General features: G+C 60.9%; 15 protein-coding genes. 6 read left to right on the top strand and 9 right to left on the bottom strand.

Features of this window, described 5'->3' with window-relative positions; genetic code table 11:
- Positions 1-75: 75 nt before the first annotated feature.
- The 3 genes from ACW9HW_RS07945 to pdxH all read left to right on the top strand — a co-directional run bounded on the left by ACW9HW_RS07945 (position 76) and on the right by pdxH (position 3,124).
- Complete coding sequence (locus ACW9HW_RS07945; protein ID WP_457399280.1) at positions 76-1,221, top strand: serine hydrolase domain-containing protein; 1,146 nt, start codon at positions 76-78, stop codon at positions 1,219-1,221.
- A gap of 115 nt (positions 1,222-1,336) precedes the next feature.
- Entirely contained in the window at positions 1,337-2,452 is a 1,116-nt protein-coding gene (locus ACW9HW_RS07940; protein ID WP_457399278.1) for an OmpA family protein, read from the top strand.
- A gap of 24 nt (positions 2,453-2,476) precedes the next feature.
- Complete coding sequence (gene pdxH / locus ACW9HW_RS07935) at positions 2,477-3,124, top strand: pyridoxamine 5'-phosphate oxidase (protein ID WP_457399276.1); 648 nt, start codon at positions 2,477-2,479, stop codon at positions 3,122-3,124.
- Between the two features lie 5 nt (positions 3,125-3,129).
- Here pdxH and ACW9HW_RS07930 read toward each other — a convergent pair whose 3' ends face one another.
- The gene (locus ACW9HW_RS07930; RefSeq protein ID WP_457399274.1) at positions 3,130-3,366 is read right to left on the bottom strand and encodes a hypothetical protein; all 237 of its coding nucleotides are present in this window, start codon (positions 3,364-3,366) and stop codon (positions 3,130-3,132) included.
- A 166-nt stretch (positions 3,367-3,532) separates the two neighbouring features.
- On the opposite strand from ACW9HW_RS07930, the gene ACW9HW_RS07925 reads away from it, so the two are divergent.
- Positions 3,533-3,997 carry an outer membrane lipoprotein gene (locus ACW9HW_RS07925; protein ID WP_095195383.1) on the top strand — a complete coding sequence of 155 codons (465 nt, stop codon included), beginning with the start codon at positions 3,533-3,535 and terminating at the stop codon, positions 3,995-3,997.
- An 85-nt stretch (positions 3,998-4,082) separates the two neighbouring features.
- On the opposite strand, the gene nhaA is transcribed toward ACW9HW_RS07925, so the two are convergent.
- A complete protein-coding gene (gene nhaA / locus ACW9HW_RS07920) occupies positions 4,083-5,270 on the bottom strand; it encodes a Na+/H+ antiporter NhaA (RefSeq protein WP_457399272.1) in 1,188 nt (395 codons plus the stop codon).
- Positions 5,271-5,508: 238 nt separating this feature from the next.
- Between nhaA and ACW9HW_RS07915 the strand changes: the two genes are divergently transcribed.
- Complete coding sequence (locus tag ACW9HW_RS07915) at positions 5,509-6,603, top strand: PLP-dependent cysteine synthase family protein (protein WP_137807052.1); 1,095 nt, start codon at positions 5,509-5,511, stop codon at positions 6,601-6,603.
- A gap of 118 nt (positions 6,604-6,721) precedes the next feature.
- Here ACW9HW_RS07915 and ACW9HW_RS07910 read toward each other — a convergent pair whose 3' ends face one another.
- The 3 genes from ACW9HW_RS07910 to ACW9HW_RS07900 all read right to left on the bottom strand — a co-directional run bounded on the left by ACW9HW_RS07910 (position 6,722) and on the right by ACW9HW_RS07900 (position 9,890).
- Positions 6,722-8,335 carry an NAD(P)/FAD-dependent oxidoreductase gene (locus ACW9HW_RS07910; RefSeq protein ID WP_457399270.1) on the bottom strand — a complete coding sequence of 538 codons (1,614 nt, stop codon included), beginning with the start codon at positions 8,333-8,335 and terminating at the stop codon, positions 6,722-6,724.
- A 95-nt stretch (positions 8,336-8,430) separates the two neighbouring features.
- Entirely contained in the window at positions 8,431-9,096 is a 666-nt protein-coding gene (locus tag ACW9HW_RS07905) for a COG3650 family protein (RefSeq protein WP_457399268.1), read from the bottom strand.
- A gap of 194 nt (positions 9,097-9,290) precedes the next feature.
- On the bottom strand, positions 9,291-9,890 hold the full coding sequence (locus ACW9HW_RS07900; protein ID WP_095195388.1) for a short chain dehydrogenase: 600 nt from the start codon (positions 9,888-9,890) through the stop codon (positions 9,291-9,293).
- Positions 9,891-9,995: 105 nt separating this feature from the next.
- Between ACW9HW_RS07900 and ACW9HW_RS07895 the strand changes: the two genes are divergently transcribed.
- Entirely contained in the window at positions 9,996-10,904 is a 909-nt protein-coding gene (locus ACW9HW_RS07895; protein ID WP_457399266.1) for a LysR family transcriptional regulator, read from the top strand.
- A 183-nt stretch (positions 10,905-11,087) separates the two neighbouring features.
- On the opposite strand, the gene ACW9HW_RS07890 is transcribed toward ACW9HW_RS07895, so the two are convergent.
- The 4 genes from ACW9HW_RS07890 to livH are packed head-to-tail and all read right to left on the bottom strand — an operon-like array spanning position 11,088 to position 14,730.
- Positions 11,088-11,789: an ABC transporter ATP-binding protein gene (locus tag ACW9HW_RS07890; RefSeq protein WP_057716104.1), complete on the bottom strand. Its 702-nt coding sequence runs from the start codon at positions 11,787-11,789 to the stop codon at positions 11,088-11,090.
- Positions 11,790-12,557: a high-affinity branched-chain amino acid ABC transporter ATP-binding protein LivG gene (gene livG, locus ACW9HW_RS07885; RefSeq protein WP_095195390.1), complete on the bottom strand. Its 768-nt coding sequence runs from the start codon at positions 12,555-12,557 to the stop codon at positions 11,790-11,792.
- Positions 12,554-13,810, bottom strand: a complete 1,257-nt coding sequence (locus tag ACW9HW_RS07880; protein WP_095195391.1) for a high-affinity branched-chain amino acid ABC transporter permease LivM — start codon at positions 13,808-13,810, stop codon at positions 12,554-12,556. The genes livG and ACW9HW_RS07880 overlap by 4 nt, the downstream gene beginning before the upstream one ends.
- A complete protein-coding gene (livH, locus tag ACW9HW_RS07875; protein WP_095195392.1) occupies positions 13,807-14,730 on the bottom strand; it encodes a high-affinity branched-chain amino acid ABC transporter permease LivH in 924 nt (307 codons plus the stop codon). Before livH ends, ACW9HW_RS07880 begins: the two co-directional genes overlap by 4 nt.
- Positions 14,731-14,832 lie beyond the last annotated feature (102 nt).

Below are 14,832 nucleotides of genomic sequence, written 5' to 3'. Positions count from 1 at the left end.
CGCCCCTGTTCCCAAAACCCTCAAGGGCTGGAACAATGCGGGCCACTTTGTAAAGCGTTTACCGGGGAGTTGCGGGTGCAGATTCAGGGTCATTACGAGCTTAAGTTCGAGGCAGTGCGTGAGGCGTTTGCGGCGCTGTTCGACGATCCTCAGGAACGTGGCGCGGCGTTGTGCATCCGCATCGGCGGCGAAACCGTTCTCGACCTGTGGTCCGGCACCGCCGACAAGGACGGCGCCGAGGCCTGGCACAGCGATACCATCGCCAACCTGTTCTCCTGCACCAAAACCTTCACCGCCGTCACCGCCCTGCAACTGGTGGCCGAAGGCAAGCTGCAACTGGATGCACCGGTTGCCCGCTACTGGCCCGAGTTTGCCGCGGCCGGTAAAGAGTCCGTGACCCTGCGCCAACTGCTGTGCCATCAGGCCGGTCTACCGGCGCTGCGCGAGTTGCTGGCCCCCGAAGCGCTTTACGACTGGCAAACCATGGTCGGCGCCCTGGCTGCCGAAGCGCCCTGGTGGACACCGGGCGAGGGGCACGGCTATGCGGCAATCACCTATGGCTGGCTGATCGGCGAATTACTGCGGCGTGCCGACGGACGCGGGCCGGGTGAATCCATCGTGGCCCGGGTGGCCAAGCCGCTGGGGCTGGACTTCCACGTCGGTCTGGCCGATGAAGAGTTTCATCGTGTGGCGCACATCGCCCGTGGCAAGGGCAACGCTGGCGATGCCGCGGCCCAGCGCCTGCTGCAAGTGACCATGCGCGAACCGACTGCCATGACCACCCGTGCCTTCACCAACCCGCCGTCGGTGTTGACCAGCACCAACAAGCCGGAGTGGCGGCGCATGCAGCAACCAGCGGCCAATGGCCACGGCAATGCCCGCAGCCTGGCCGGGTTTTATGCCGGCTTGCTCGATGGCAGCCTGCTGGAAGGCGAAATGCTTGACGAGTTGACCCGTGAGCACAGCCTGGGCGAGGACAAGACCCTGCTGACCCGGACCCGTTTCGGCCTGGGCTGCATGCTCGATCAGCCGGATGTACCCAATGCCACTTTCGGCCTTGGCCGGCGAGCGTTCGGGCATCCGGGCGCCGGCGGTTCAATCGGTTTTGCTGACCCGGAGCACGATGTGGCTTTCGGTTTTGTGACAAATACGCTGGGGCCGTACGTCTTGATGGATCCGCGCGCACAAAAGCTTGTGCGGGTACTGGCCACTTGTCTGTAAATCCCGCTCGAAGGTCCCAGGTCCGGAACCGGAGAGCCTTTTTAGTTTCAAATCATTTGTTTATGCAGGCCGAATCGGCCTGATCATTTTTTGACTTCATTTTTGTGGATATCCAATGTCAACCAAACCAACCCTCGCCTTGGCACTGTGCTTCGCTATTACCGGTTGCGCACAGAATCCGAAAAGTGATGCGGACGGCGGCAGCTGGTGGCCGTTCGGCTCCTCTGACAAGGTCGCGGTCAAAGAATCGGCTCCCGCACCGTTGAAGCCTGCGGCGAGCGCCCCGGTGGCCAAGACAGAAAGCAGCAGCCCCTGGTATTGGCCGTTCGGCTCCGATGACAAAACCGACAAGCTCGCCGACAAGACTGCAGCCAAGCCTGAAGTGAAGCCTGAAGCCAAACCGGTTGAAGTGGCCAAGGCTGGTGCCGAGTCGGGTGGTAGTTGGTGGTGGCCGTTCGGCGGCAAGGAAACAACCACGGCCAAAGCCGTACCTATGCCGGATCCGAAAGTCACCCAGGCCTGGCTCGACGACTATGAACCGCGTCTGCGCACAGCGATCAAGGACAGCAACCTGCAACTGGAACGCCGTGAAAACGTGCTGGTGGTGACGGCGCCGGTCGAAGGCTCGTTCAACCCGGACCGCCCGGCCATGCTGTTGCCCGTTACCCTCGGTCCGTTCACCCGCGTGGCGAAAATTCTTGAAGCCGACCCTAAAACTGCCGTTCTGGTGCTAGGCCACAGCGACACCTCGGGTGCCGCACCGGCCAACGTCAAGCTGAGCCAGGAGCGCGCCCAGTCGGTTGCAGCGATTTTCCGTCTCAGCGGCCTGCAGCGCGATCGTCTGATGCTGCGCGGCATGGGCAGTGAAGCCCCGCGTGCCGCCAACGACAGCGTTGAAGGGCGTGCCCTGAACCGCCGCGTGGAGCTGCTGGTGACTCCGCAAAACACCATGGTCGCCTTGCTCAGCAAGTACAACATGCCTGCCCCGGCACCTGTGCGCATGGTGGCGGCCCAGGACGTCAAGCCGGTTGCCAAGCCTGTGAGTCCAGCGCCCGCCGATGCGAAGAAAGCGGCTGCACCCGTGGCGAAAAAAGCGCCAGCCAAGAAAGCCGCCAAGGCCCCGGCAAAAAAGGCACCGGCTAAAACCGCGACCCCGGCGAAGAAGACTGCACCCGCCAAAGCCGCAGCTGATACGAAAAAAGTCGCCGCCGCCGATACCACAAAGAAGTGATTTGTTAACCAAAAGGAATGCGCCATGACCAAGGCCCTGGCTGATATGCGCCGCGATTACACCCGTGATGGCCTGACCGAGGCGCAAGCCCCGGCCGAGCCGTTCGCGCTGTTCCACCAATGGTTCGCCGACGCGGTGAAAACCGAGCAGGCACCGGTGGAAGCCAACGCCATGACCTTGGCCACTGTCGATCAGGACGGTCGGCCGCATTGCCGGATCCTGTTGCTCAAGGGCCTGGATGCCCAGGGTTTCACCTTCTTTACCAACTATGACAGCGCCAAGGGCCAGCAACTGGCTGAGAACCCGTTCGCGGCGATGACCTTTTTCTGGCCGACCCTGGAGCGCCAGGTGCGCATCGAAGGGCGGGTGGTGAAGGTCACGCCTGAAGAATCTGATGCTTACTATCAGGTTCGCCCGCTGGGCAGTCGCCTCGGTGCCTGGGCTTCACCGCAAAGCCGGGTGATTGCCGGTCGCGCCGAGCTCGAAGCACTACTCAAGGACACCGAGCAACGTTTCAGCGACAGCCAGCCTCACTGCCCCGAACACTGGGGCGGTTATCGTTTGCTGCCGGAGCGCATCGAGTTCTGGCAAGGCCGTTCGAGCCGCCTGCATGATCGCCTCAACTATCGCTCTCAAGGCGCTGACTGGATTCTTGAACGTCTGGCCCCCTGAAGCGTCTACCGGTCGGGATAGTCTGCCGCAGCGGCTTCCAGCCATTGCGGCAGGTCTCGACGCTTGATCTTTTGCGCTTGAGCGTTCGCCAGTTGCTGGAGCATGAACGCTTTTTTGCGTTCGTCGCCTCCGGCCAGCGCTAACGCCAGGTCGCGGTCCATCCAGCGTTTGATCCGCACGTAAAGCCACCAGTGGAAATACAGACCGGCGGCGGTGGTGACGACAATGATAAAGTAATCCATGAAAATCCTGTGCCGCAGCGCAAATTGCGAAATTTGCCGCTACCGTGTGATGAATTCGTTTAAGTGCCTGTACAAGGCCTGAATCGAAACAATTTTATCCGGGCGATGCCGTGACAGGCGTCAAGCTGCGGAGTTTAATGGTTACCTGTCCTTTGGAGTTGATGCTATGCGTAAGTCTGTTCTGCTGGTTGCTTCCTTTTCCACGATGGCGATGTTGCTCACTGGCTGCCAATCGAGCCTGACCGGTGACTCCTACTCCCGTGACGAAGCGCGTCGCGTGCAGACGGTTCGCATGGGCACCATCGAAGCATTGCGCCCGGTGAAAATCGAAGGCACCAAAACCCCGATCGGCGGCCTGGCGGGTGCGGCGGTCGGTGGTGTCGGTGGTAGCGCCATCGGTGGCGGCAAAGGCAGCATCGTGGCTGCGGTCATCGGCGCAGTGGCCGGCGGCCTGGTGGGCTCGGCGGCCGAAGAAGGCCTGACCCGTACTCAAGGTGTTGAAATCACCGTGCGCGAAGACGACGGCAGCATGCGCGCCTACGTGCAGCAGGTGCAGGAAAACGAAGTGTTCCGTGTTGGCGAGCGTGTGCGTATTGCCACGGTTGACGGTACAAGCCGCGTTACGCACTAAGCGGGAATACAGGTAAAAGAAAACCCCGACCGGGTGACTGGTCGGGGTTTTTTTTGCCTGTGGCGAGGGATGGTGGTGTCTTTGGCTAAACCTGTTGTAGCGCGTTCTTGCGACTCGCCGCCGCCGTCACCGCATAACCGATCAACGCCGCCAGTATCGAACCGGTCAGAATCCCCATCCGATCCATCCCGGCGTATTCGCTGGCGCCAGGTACGAAGGCCAGGGAGCCGACGAACAGGCTCATGGTGAAGCCGATGCCACAGAGGATCGCCACGCCCAGCACCTGGCCCCAGTTGGCGCCTTGGGGCAGGGCGGCGATGCCGGATTTCACCGCCAGCCAGGTCAGGCCGAACACGCCGAGGGTTTTGCCCAGCAGCAGGCCGACCGCAATGCCCATTGGCACGTGATGGGTGAAGCTTTCGACGGTCACGCCGCTCAGGGACAGGCCGGCGTTGGCGAAGGCGAACAGCGGCAGGATGCCGTAGGCCACCCATGGATGCAGGGCGTGCTCCAGGGTCAGCAGTGGAGAGGGTTCGGCGTTTTTCGTGCGTAGCGGAATGCAGAAAGCCAGGGTCACACCGGCCAGTGTGGCGTGCACACCGCTCTTGAGTACACATACCCAGAGGATCAGGCCGATGATCATGTACGGCCCGAGCTTGACCACACCGAACCGATTCATGCCGATCAGCGCCGCGATGCAGGCCGCGGCCAGCGCCAGGGACAGGGTCGACAGCGCACCGGAATAGAAGATCGCAATGATGATGATTGCGCCGAGGTCGTCGATGATCGCCAGGGTCATCAGGAACAGCTTCAACGATACCGGAACCCGTTTGCCCAACAGCGCCAGCACGCCAAGGGCGAAAGCGATGTCGGTGGCAGTCGGGATCGCCCAGCCGCTCAGGGCCGGCGGGTTGTCACGGTTGAGGAACCAGTAGATCAGCGCCGGTACCACCATGCCACCGATGGCGGCCGCGCCGGGCAGGACGATTTGCGACGGCTTGGACAGTTGCCCGTCGAGGACTTCGCGCTTGACTTCCAGGCCGATCAGCAGGAAGAACAGGGCCATCAGGCCGTCGTTGATCCACAGCAGCAGCGGTTTGGCGATCTTCAGCGCACCGACCTGGGCCACCACGGGCGTGTCCAGCAAACCGTTGTACAGCCACGACAGCGAGGAATTGTTGATGATCAAAGCCAGAATGGCTGCGGCGATCAACAGAAGACCGCTGGCAGCTTCCAACTGAAAGAAACGCGTGAAAGTGCTACGCAGAGGCAAAGTCGCTCTCCATTAATCGATTCAAAAGGTCGAACACCCTAACCCGTGCCCTTAGAAGTTAAAACAAAAGTTATATTCTTTTTTGTTATATGTCGTTACAAGCAGCCTTTCTCCAACGCAGCTGAGCCTAGCAGTTGCCAGGCGTATTGAACTTCAGCTGTACCTGTGCGGGATGTAGGATTTTTCCTAAGCTTGGTGATTGAGCCAGACTCCTGCCCGAGCCAACGAGAAAACCAACATGAGCGACAACCGACAGTGGGCCCGCGAAGCCATCCGGATCATCGAAGCCGACTTCCAGCGCAGCGCCGACACCCACCTGATTCCTTTGCCGCTGCCGGGTTTTCCGGGCATCGAGTTGTATTTCAAGGACGAATCCAGCCATCCCACTGGCAGTCTCAAACATCGCCTGGCCCGGTCATTGTTTCTCTATGCGTTGTGTAACGGCTGGCTCAAGCCCGGCGCGCCGGTGATTGAAGCGTCCAGTGGCTCGACGGCGATTTCCGAGGCGTATTTCGCCCGTTTGCTGGGGGTGCCGTTCATTGCGGTGGTGCCGGCCAGCACGTCCAAAGAGAAGATCGCGCAGATTGCTTTCTACGGTGGCCAGACTCACCTGGTTGCCGATCCGACACAGATTTACGCGGAGTCCGAACGCTTGGCGCGGGAACACGATGGGCATTTCATCGACCAGTTCACCTATGCCGAGCGCGCCACCGACTGGCGGGCGAACAACAACATTGCCGAATCGATCTTCCAGCAGATGCGTTTCGAAAAGCATCCGGAGCCGAGCTGGTTGATTTCCAGCCCCGGCACCGGCGGCACCACGGCCACCCTGGGGCGCTACGTGCGCTATCGCCAACATTGCACGCGCGTGCTGTGTGCCGATGCCGAGCGTTCGGTGTTTTTCGATTACTACCTGACCGGCGATGCCAGCCTGCGCCTGGATCACGGTTCGCGAATCGAAGGCATTGGCCGGCCACGGGTGGAAGCGTCGTTCCTGCCCAAGGTGATCGACGCGATGGTCAAGGTGCCGGACGCGTTGTCACTGGCGGCCATGCATTACCTGGCCGAGCGGTTGGGCCGACATGTCGGCGGATCGAGCGGAACCAACCTGATCGGCGCACTGATGGCGGCGCAGCAAATGGCGGCAGCAGGGGAGACGGGGTCGATCGTGGCGATTTTGTGCGACAGCGGCGAGCGCTATGCCACGACTTACTACGACCAGAAATGGCTCAAGGCCGAGGGGTATGAGTTGAGCGGGTTGATGGCAGTGGTAGCGGCGAGCGTCGAACAGGGCGTGGCGTTGCCGGCCAGCGTGTTGCGCGCCAATATCTGAGAACGCTGAAGAACCATTGTGGGAGCGAGCCTGCTCGCGAAGACGGAGTGTCATTCAACGCCGATGTTGACTGATCGACCGCTTTCGCGAGCAAGCCCGCTCCCACAGGGGATTTGTATCAGGCCTCGATGCCGAGAATGTCTCGGGCAACTGCTTCCGCAATCCGAATCCCGTCCACTCCCGCCGACAGAATCCCCCCCGCATAACCCGCGCCTTCACCGGCCGGGAACAAGCCCTTCACGTTCAGGCTCTGCATCGACTCGTTACGGGTGATCCGCAGTGGCGACGAGGTGCGGGTCTCGATTCCGGTCAAGACCGCGTCGTGCAACGAGTAACCGCGAATCTGCTTCTCGAATGCCGGCAAGGCTTCGCGAATGGCTTCGATGGCGAAGGCTGGCAGGGCCAGCGCCAAGTCACCCAAGGCAACGCCAGGTTTGTAGGACGGTTCAACGCTGCCCAGTTCGGTGGACGGCTTGCCCGCGATGAAGTCGCCGACCAGTTGCGCCGGTGCTTCGTAGTTGCTGCCGCCCAGCACGTAGGCGTGGGACTCCAGGCGTTCCTGCAGCTCGATACCGGCCAGCGGACCGCCCGGATAGTCGACTTCCGGGGTAATCCCGACGACGATCCCGGAGTTGGCGTTGCGTTCGTTACGCGAGTATTGACTCATGCCGTTGGTGACCACGCGGTTCGGCTCGGACGTTGCCGCCACCACGGTGCCGCCCGGGCACATGCAGAAGCTGTAGACCGAGCGGCCGTTTTTGGCGTGGTGCACCAGTTTGTAGTCGGCGGCGCCCAGTTTCGGGTGACCGGCGTACTTGCCCAGGCGCGCGCGGTCGATCAGCGACTGCGGGTGCTCGATACGGAAACCGACCGAGAACGGCTTGGCTTCCATGTACACGCCGCGGCCGTGAAGCATGCGGAACGTGTCCCGGGCGCTGTGGCCGAGGGCCAGGATCACGTGTTTCGAATGAATCTGCTCGCCGCCGTGGAGTTCGACGCCGACCAGTTGCCCGTCTTCGATCAGCACGTCGGTGACCCGCTGCTGAAAGCGCACTTCACCGCCGAGGGCGCGGATCTCTTCACGCATGTTTTCCACGACGCCGGTCAGACGGAACGTACCAATGTGCGGTTTGCTGACGTAGAGGATTTCTTCCGGCGCACCGGCCTTGACGAACTCGTGCAGGACTTTGCGGCCAAGGAATTTCGGGTCCTTGATCTGGCTGTAGAGCTTGCCGTCGGAGAACGTCCCCGCACCGCCTTCGCCGAACTGCACGTTGGATTCGGGGTTGAGTACGCTTTTGCGCCACAGGCCCCAGGTATCCTTGGTGCGCTGGCGCACATCGGGGCCGCGCTCGAGGATGACCGGCTTGAAGCCCATCTGCGCCAGCAGCAGCCCGGCGAAAATGCCGCAGGGTCCGAAGCCGACGACGATCGGACGCGCGCTCAGGTCGGTCGGCGCCTGGCCAACCATTTTGTAGCTGACATCCGGTGCCACGTTGACGTTACGGTCATCGGCGAACTTGTGCAGCACCGCAGCCTCATCGCGAACGTTGAGGTCGATGGTGTAGATGAAGCACAGCTCGGAGGATTTTTTGCGCGCATCGTAGCTGCGCTTGAACAAGGTGAAGTCGAGCAGATCATCGCTGGCGATGCCCAGGCGTTGCACGATGGCAGGGCGCAAGTCTTCATCGGGATGGTCGATCGGCAGCTTGAGTTCAGTGATTCGTAACATGACGGGATCCGGTTCGCGGGGCGCACAACTGCGCCAGGGCGTTTGAAGGCGGCGATTATAAGCCGCAAAGACCGGGTGCCGTGAGGCTTAAACGATCAGTCGTCGCGCGATCCGCCGAAATACCCGCAACCGCGTTGCACCTGGCCGTCGATCCGCAGCTCGGCACTCATGTGCAGGACGCTGCCGCTGCTGCTGTCGACGCAGCGTTGCGGCGCGACCCACAGTTCGATGTGTTGATTATTGGCTTCGGTACTGAGATTGAAGCGGCCATCGCCCAGTTGCTCTTCGACGTAGGGGACGGCCAAGGGTGGTTGGGCGACGCGGTCGATGATCATGCCTTTACCGCTGACTCTCACACTCCACTCGGGCTCATGGCCAGTCGCGCGCAGGATCAGCTTTTTGAAGTCGGGATCGTCACAGGCGTGACCTGTCTGCTCGATGCGATACAGCTGTTCAATGTCGAGTTGACCGTCGCCGGTACTGGAAACGATCCGCCCGCGCACATCGGCAAACAACTTGCCCTGGGCATCGGCCAGGCTCGCGGCCTGTTGCAGGACGCTGGTGCCGCCCGTGTCGTTGACAGAATAACGACGTTGTTCGCCGCAAGGCTGGAACAACAGTTTGCCGTCGGCGGCGCTCAACTGGCCTTGCATGCGGGTCTGGCCCACATGAGAGGCGCTTTCACGCGAACCGTCGAGCAACTGACAGGCTGCGAACAAGGGGAGCAGGGCAACAAGGACTAAGGAACGGGCAACACGCATCTTGGGGTCTCCTGACAAGTGCCGCCACGTTACTCAGCCTGATCCTCCATCACAACCCTGGCGATGGGTATCAATCACCCTGTAGTAGCGAGCTTGCTCGCGAAAAACATGAAGACGCCGCGTTCATTCAGATAGCCCTCGCCATCGTTAACGCCCATCGCGAGCAAGCTCGCTCCTACAGGGAGGGTGTTGTGTTAGCCGACGTGAAAGGTCTGGCCGGTCAGCAAGCCTTCGACGCTCTTGGCGTAGGCCAATGCCACATCCGCCGCAGGAACCGGTTTGAAGCCGCGGAAGTACGGGGCGTATTTACCCATGGCTTCGACCAGCACGTTCGGGCTGATCGAGTTGACCCGCAGGCCGCGTGGCAGTTCGATGGCGGCGGCACGGACGAAGCTGTCCAGCGCGCCGTTGACCAGCGCTGCCGAGGCACCACTGCGGATCGGGTCGTGGCTGAGCACACCGGTGGTGAAGGTGAACGACGCGCCGTCATTGGCAAACTCGCGGCCGATCAGCAACAGATTGACCTGGCCCATCAGCTTGTCTTTCAGGCCCAGGGCAAAACTCTCTTCGGTCATCTCATCCAACGGGGCGAAGGTCACGTTGCCGGCGGCGCTGATCAACGCGTCGAACTTGCCGGTTTGCTCGAACAGTTTGCGAATCGAGGCGCTGTCGCTGATGTCCACCTGAAAGTCGCCGCTGTTGCGGTTGATGCGCACGATTTCGTGGCGTTGAGACAGTTCCTTGTCGATGGCCGAACCAATGGTGCCGCCTGCGCCGATCAAAAGAATTTTCATGTTGCCGTTCCTCCACTGGATTGAATGTGGCTTCAGTTTAGGGTGGTTTTTTCTGCTGATAAGCGCGCTAATAGGCAACCTTTGGTTTTCAAATGGAAACAATCCATGAGTGAAATGGATGATCTGGCGGCGTTCGCCGTATTGGTCGAAGCGGGCAGTTTTACCTTGGCCGCCCAGCAGCTCGGTTGCAGCAAGGGGCAGCTGTCCAAGCGTATCAGCCAACTGGAAACGCAATTTGCCGTGGTGTTGTTGCAACGCACCACACGACGCCTGAGCCTGACGGCAGCCGGTGCGGCGTTGTTGCCACAAGCCCAGGCGCTTGTAGTACAAGTGGAAAGGGCACGTCAGGCCCTGGCGCGATTGAAGGACGATATGGCCGGTCCGGTCCGTATGACAGTTCCGGTGTCGCTGGGAGAAACCTTCTTTGATGGCCTGCTGCTGGAATTCTCGGCCAAGTACCCCGAGGTGCAGATCGAACTGGAGCTCAACAACAGTTACCGCGAACTGGCGCGCGACGGCTTCGATCTGGCGATCCGCTCTGACGTGGCCAATGACCAGCGACTGGTGGCGCGTCCGCTGCTGGCCTGGCACGAGATGACCTGCGCGAGCCCGGCCTATCTGGAGCAATACGGTGAACCGCAGACACCCCAAGCGTTGGCCGAACACCGATGCCTGCTCAACAGTCATTACAGCGGTCGTGAGGAGTGGCTGTATCACCAGCAACACGAACTGCTGCGGGTACGGGTCTCCGGGCCGTTCGCCAGCAACCATTACAACCTGCTGAAGAAAGCTGCCCTGGCCGGCGCCGGTATTGCCCGTTTGCCGTCTTACCTGCTGCCGGCGGAATTGGCTGACGGACGTTTGCGCTGGCTGTTACGTGACTATCAGACCCGAAGCATGCCGATGTACCTGGTGCATCCGTATCAAGGCGGCTTGCCGAAACGCACGCAGGTGCTGGCGGATTATTTGATGGGGTGGTTCAAGCGCAGTGGGGAAGCGCTGGATCGGCTATAAACCGCAAGCGCACATCCTGTGGGAGCGAGCCTGCTCGCGAATGGGGACGTGTCAGATACATCAATGTTGAATGTCCCACCGCTTTCGCGAGCAGGCTCGCTCCCACAGGGGGGCAACGTCGCTGTTGAGATTGGCGCAAAAAAAACGGCCCGCGAAGGCCGTTTTTTTGTTTACCGCAAAGGCTCAGCCACCGAGGTAGGCGTCACGCACTTTCGGATCGGTCAGCAGCGCTTCACCGGTGCCGGTCATCACCACCCGGCCGTTTTCCAGCACGTAGGCACGGTCAGCGATTTTCAGCGCCTGGTTGGCGTTCTGCTCGACCAGGAACACCGTCACACCGTCCTTGCGCAGTTGTTCGATGATGTCGAAGATCTGCTGGATGATGATCGGAGCCAGGCCCAGCGACGGTTCGTCGAGCAGCAACAGCTTGGGCTTGCTCATCAGCGCACGGCCGATGGCCAGCATCTGCTGTTCGCCGCCGGACATGGTGCCGCCGCGCTGGTTGAAGCGCTCTTTCAGGCGTGGGAAAAGTCCGAGGACCTTGTCCATTTGTTCCTGATAGTCGCCCTTGGCCGTGAAGAAACCGCCCATGGACAGGTTCTCTTCCACGGTCAGGCGGGAAAACACCCGACGACCTTCCGGAACCACGGCGATGCTCTTGCGCATGATCTGCGAGGAGTCCTGGCCAACCAGTTCTTCACCCATGTAGCGGATGCTGCCGCTGTGGGCCCGAGGCGAACCGCACAGGGTCATCAGCAGCGTGGACTTGCCGGCACCGTTGGCGCCGATCAGGGTCACGATTTCGCCCTGGCGGACTTCGACGTTGACGCTGTGCAGGGCCTGGATCTTGCCGTAGAAGGTGGAAACGTTTTCGAACTGCAGCATTTACGCTTCCCCCAGGTAGGCTTTGATCACTTCAGGATTGTCGCGGATCTCATCCGGCGTACCGTTGGCCAGAGGCGTGCCCTGGTTGATCACGACGATATGGTCGGAAATGCTCATGACCAGTTTCATGTCGTGTTCGATCAGCAGCACGGTGACATTGTGCTCTTCACGCAACACGCTGATCAGCGCCTTCAGATCTTCGGTTTCCTTCGGGTTCAGGCCGGCGGCCGGTTCGTCGAGCATCAGGATCCGCGGACGGGTCATCATGCAGCGGGCGATTTCCAGGCGACGTTGCTGACCGTAGGCCAGGGTGCCGGCCGGACGGTTGGCGAATTCACGCAGGTTGACCTTGTCCAGCCAGTACTCGGCATATTCCATGGCCTCGCGCTCGCTTCTGCGGAACGACGGGGTCTTGAACAGGCCGGACAGGAAGTTGGTGTTCAGGTGACGATGCTGGGCGATCAAGAGGTTCTCGACCGCGGTCATGTCCTTGAACAGCCGCACGTTCTGGAAGGTACGCACCACGCCTTTGAGAGCGATCTTGTGGCCCGGCAGGCCTTCGATCTGCTCGCCGTCCAGCAGGATGCTGCCGCCGCTCGGCTTGTAGAAGCCGGTCAGGCAGTTGAACACGGTGGTCTTGCCGGCGCCGTTGGGGCCGATCAGTGCAACCACTTGTTTCTCTTTCACGCTCAAGGCAACGCCGTTGACCGCCAGCAAGCCGCCGAAGCGCATGCTCAGGTTTTCTACTTTAAGGATCTCGCGGCTCATTTGCGCAGCTCCATGTGAGGACGTTGCATGGGCAGCAGACCCTGAGGGCGCCAGATCATCATCAGTACCATCAAGGCACCGAACATCAGCATGCGGTACTCACTGAACTCACGCATCATTTCCGGCAACAGGATCATCACCACGGCGGCCAGGATCACACCCAGCTGCGAGCCCATGCCACCCAGTACCACGATGGCGAGGATGATCGCCGACTCGATGAAAGTGAAGGACTCCGGCGTGATCAGGCCTTGACGGGCAGCGAAAAAGCTACCGGCGAAACCGGCAAAACTGGCGCCCAGGGTAAAGGCCGACAGTTTGATCACGGTAGGGTTGAGACCCAGTGCACGGCAGGCGATCTCGTCTTCGCGCAGTGCTTCCCAGGCGCGGCCCAGCGGCATGCGCAGCAGGCGGTTGATGACGAACAGCGCAGCCAGTGCCAGGAGCAATGCAACCAGGTAAAGGAAGATCACCTTGTTGATCGAGTTGTATGCCAGGCCGAAGTACTCGTGGAAAGTCTGCATGCCTTCGGCGGCTTTACGTTCGAAGGTCAGGCCGAAGAACGTCGGTTTCTCGATGTTGCTGATGCCGTTCGGACCGCCCGTGAGGCCGGTCAGGTTACGCAGGAACAGACGGATGATTTCACCGAAGCCCAGGGTCACGATCGCCAGGTAGTCGCCGCGCAGACGCAGCACCGGGAAACCGAGCAGGAAGCCGAAGGTGGCCGCCATCAGGCCGGCAATCGGCAGGCAGATCCAGAAGCTCAGGCCGTAGTAGTGCGACAGCAGCGCATAGCTGTAGGCGCCGACGGCGTAGAAGCCGACGTAACCGAGGTCGAGCAGGCCGGCCAGGCCGACCACGATGTTCAGGCCCAGGCCGAGCATCACGTAGATCAGCACCAGTGTCGCGATGTCCACCGCGCCGCGAGAGCCGAAGAACGGCCAGATCAGCGCACCGGCGATCAACGCAATGATGAACCAGCGTTGGGTGCTCGGCAGGGTCAGGAAGTTGGTGGCCTTGGCCGGGATCAGCGGCATGCCTGGCGAGGAGCGCCAGGCCGAGCTGATCTGCTGGTCGAACAAGACACGCAGGAACATCAGCACCGAGCACACGGCGATGGTGATCAGCGTCGCGGTGCTGGTGCCATGGACTTCGAGGTGGATACCGACGATGGTCAGCTTCAGACCCAGTACCGGGTAGGCCACGGCCCACACCAGCAAGGCGCTGAAAAACGCCTGTTTAAGATTCCTAGTCATACTTTCTCAACCTCCGGACGGCCCAGCAGGCCGGTTGGCCGGAACAACAACACCAAAACCAAGAGACCGAAGGCTACGACGTCCTTGTACTGGTCGCCGAAGATATCGGCACCGAAAGCTTCTGCCACACCCAGTACCAGCCCGCCGAGCATGGCGCCCGGAATGCTGCCGATACCGCCCAGTACCGCGGCGGTGAAGGCCTTGAGGCCGACCAGGAAACCGGCGTTCGGGTTGATCACGCCGTATTGCATGCTCAGCAGCACGGCCGCGATGGCCGCCAGCGCGGCACCGATGACGAAGGTCAGGGCGATGATGTTGTTGGTGTTGATACCCAGCAGGTTGGCCATCTTGATGTCTTCGGCACAGGCGCGGCAGGCGCGACCCAGGCGAGAGCGGGAGATGAACAGCGTCAGGCCGAGCATGGCGATCAGGGTCACCACGAACACCACGATTTGCATGTAGGAAATCAGCACTTCATGTGCGCCACCTGGCCCGAAGGCAAAGTTGCCCGGAATCAGGTTGGGAATGGATTTGTCCTTGGAGTCTTGCGCCAGCAGAACCGTGTTCTGCAGGAAGATCGACATGCCGATGGCGGAGATCAGCGGGATCAGACGGTTGCTGCCGCGCAAGGGGCGGTAGGCGATCCGTTCGATGCTGTAGCCGTAGGCACTGGTGACAACGATGGTCGCCAGGAAAGCGGCGGTCATCAACAGCGGAACACTGTCGAGTCCCATCATGGCCAGCCCGGCGATGGCGATGAACGCCACGTAGGAGCCGATCATGTACACCTCGCCGTGGGCGAAGTTGATCATTCCAATGATGCCGTAAACCATCGTATAGCCGATGGCGATCAGGGCATACGTGCTGCCAATGGTCAAACCATTAACCAGCTGTTGGAAGAAGTGATAGATGTCAGGCATTACAGCGCTCCTAAAAACCTGATACGCATTTCACTGGTGGAGTCATTTTCCCGCCCGATCCCGTGGATCTGCATCCACTTCGGACTCGGGGTTTGCCAGCGA

The sequence above is a fragment of the Pseudomonas sp. SDO5532_S415 genome (genome assembly GCF_054071155.1).
The sequence above is the reverse complement of the archived record's forward strand: the minus strand, read 5'-3'. Positions and strand labels throughout refer to the sequence as shown.

What these genes read in the sequence shown, in the direction of transcription:
- ACW9HW_RS07940 (WP_457399278.1), top strand. Translation starts at nt 1,337, where the DNA reads ATGTCAACCAAACCAACCCTCGCCTTGGCACTGTGCTTCGCTATTACC.
- pdxH (WP_457399276.1), top strand. Translation starts at nt 2,477, where the DNA reads ATGACCAAGGCCCTGGCTGATATGCGCCGCGATTACACCCGTGATGGC.
- ACW9HW_RS07930 (WP_457399274.1), bottom strand. Translation starts at nt 3,366, where the DNA reads ATGGATTACTTTATCATTGTCGTCACCACCGCCGCCGGTCTGTATTTC.
- ACW9HW_RS07925 (WP_095195383.1), top strand. Translation starts at nt 3,533, where the DNA reads ATGCGTAAGTCTGTTCTGCTGGTTGCTTCCTTTTCCACGATGGCGATG.
- ACW9HW_RS07915 (WP_137807052.1), top strand. Translation starts at nt 5,509, where the DNA reads ATGAGCGACAACCGACAGTGGGCCCGCGAAGCCATCCGGATCATCGAA.
- ACW9HW_RS07910 (WP_457399270.1), bottom strand. Translation starts at nt 8,335, where the DNA reads ATGTTACGAATCACTGAACTCAAGCTGCCGATCGACCATCCCGATGAA.
- ACW9HW_RS07905 (WP_457399268.1), bottom strand. Translation starts at nt 9,096, where the DNA reads ATGCGTGTTGCCCGTTCCTTAGTCCTTGTTGCCCTGCTCCCCTTGTTC.
- ACW9HW_RS07900 (WP_095195388.1), bottom strand. Translation starts at nt 9,890, where the DNA reads ATGAAAATTCTTTTGATCGGCGCAGGCGGCACCATTGGTTCGGCCATC.
- ACW9HW_RS07895 (WP_457399266.1), top strand. Translation starts at nt 9,996, where the DNA reads ATGAGTGAAATGGATGATCTGGCGGCGTTCGCCGTATTGGTCGAAGCG.
- ACW9HW_RS07890 (WP_057716104.1), bottom strand. Translation starts at nt 11,789, where the DNA reads ATGCTGCAGTTCGAAAACGTTTCCACCTTCTACGGCAAGATCCAGGCC.
- livG (WP_095195390.1), bottom strand. Translation starts at nt 12,557, where the DNA reads ATGAGCCGCGAGATCCTTAAAGTAGAAAACCTGAGCATGCGCTTCGGC.
- ACW9HW_RS07880 (WP_095195391.1), bottom strand. Translation starts at nt 13,810, where the DNA reads ATGACTAGGAATCTTAAACAGGCGTTTTTCAGCGCCTTGCTGGTGTGG.
- livH (WP_095195392.1), bottom strand. Translation starts at nt 14,730, where the DNA reads ATGCCTGACATCTATCACTTCTTCCAACAGCTGGTTAATGGTTTGACC.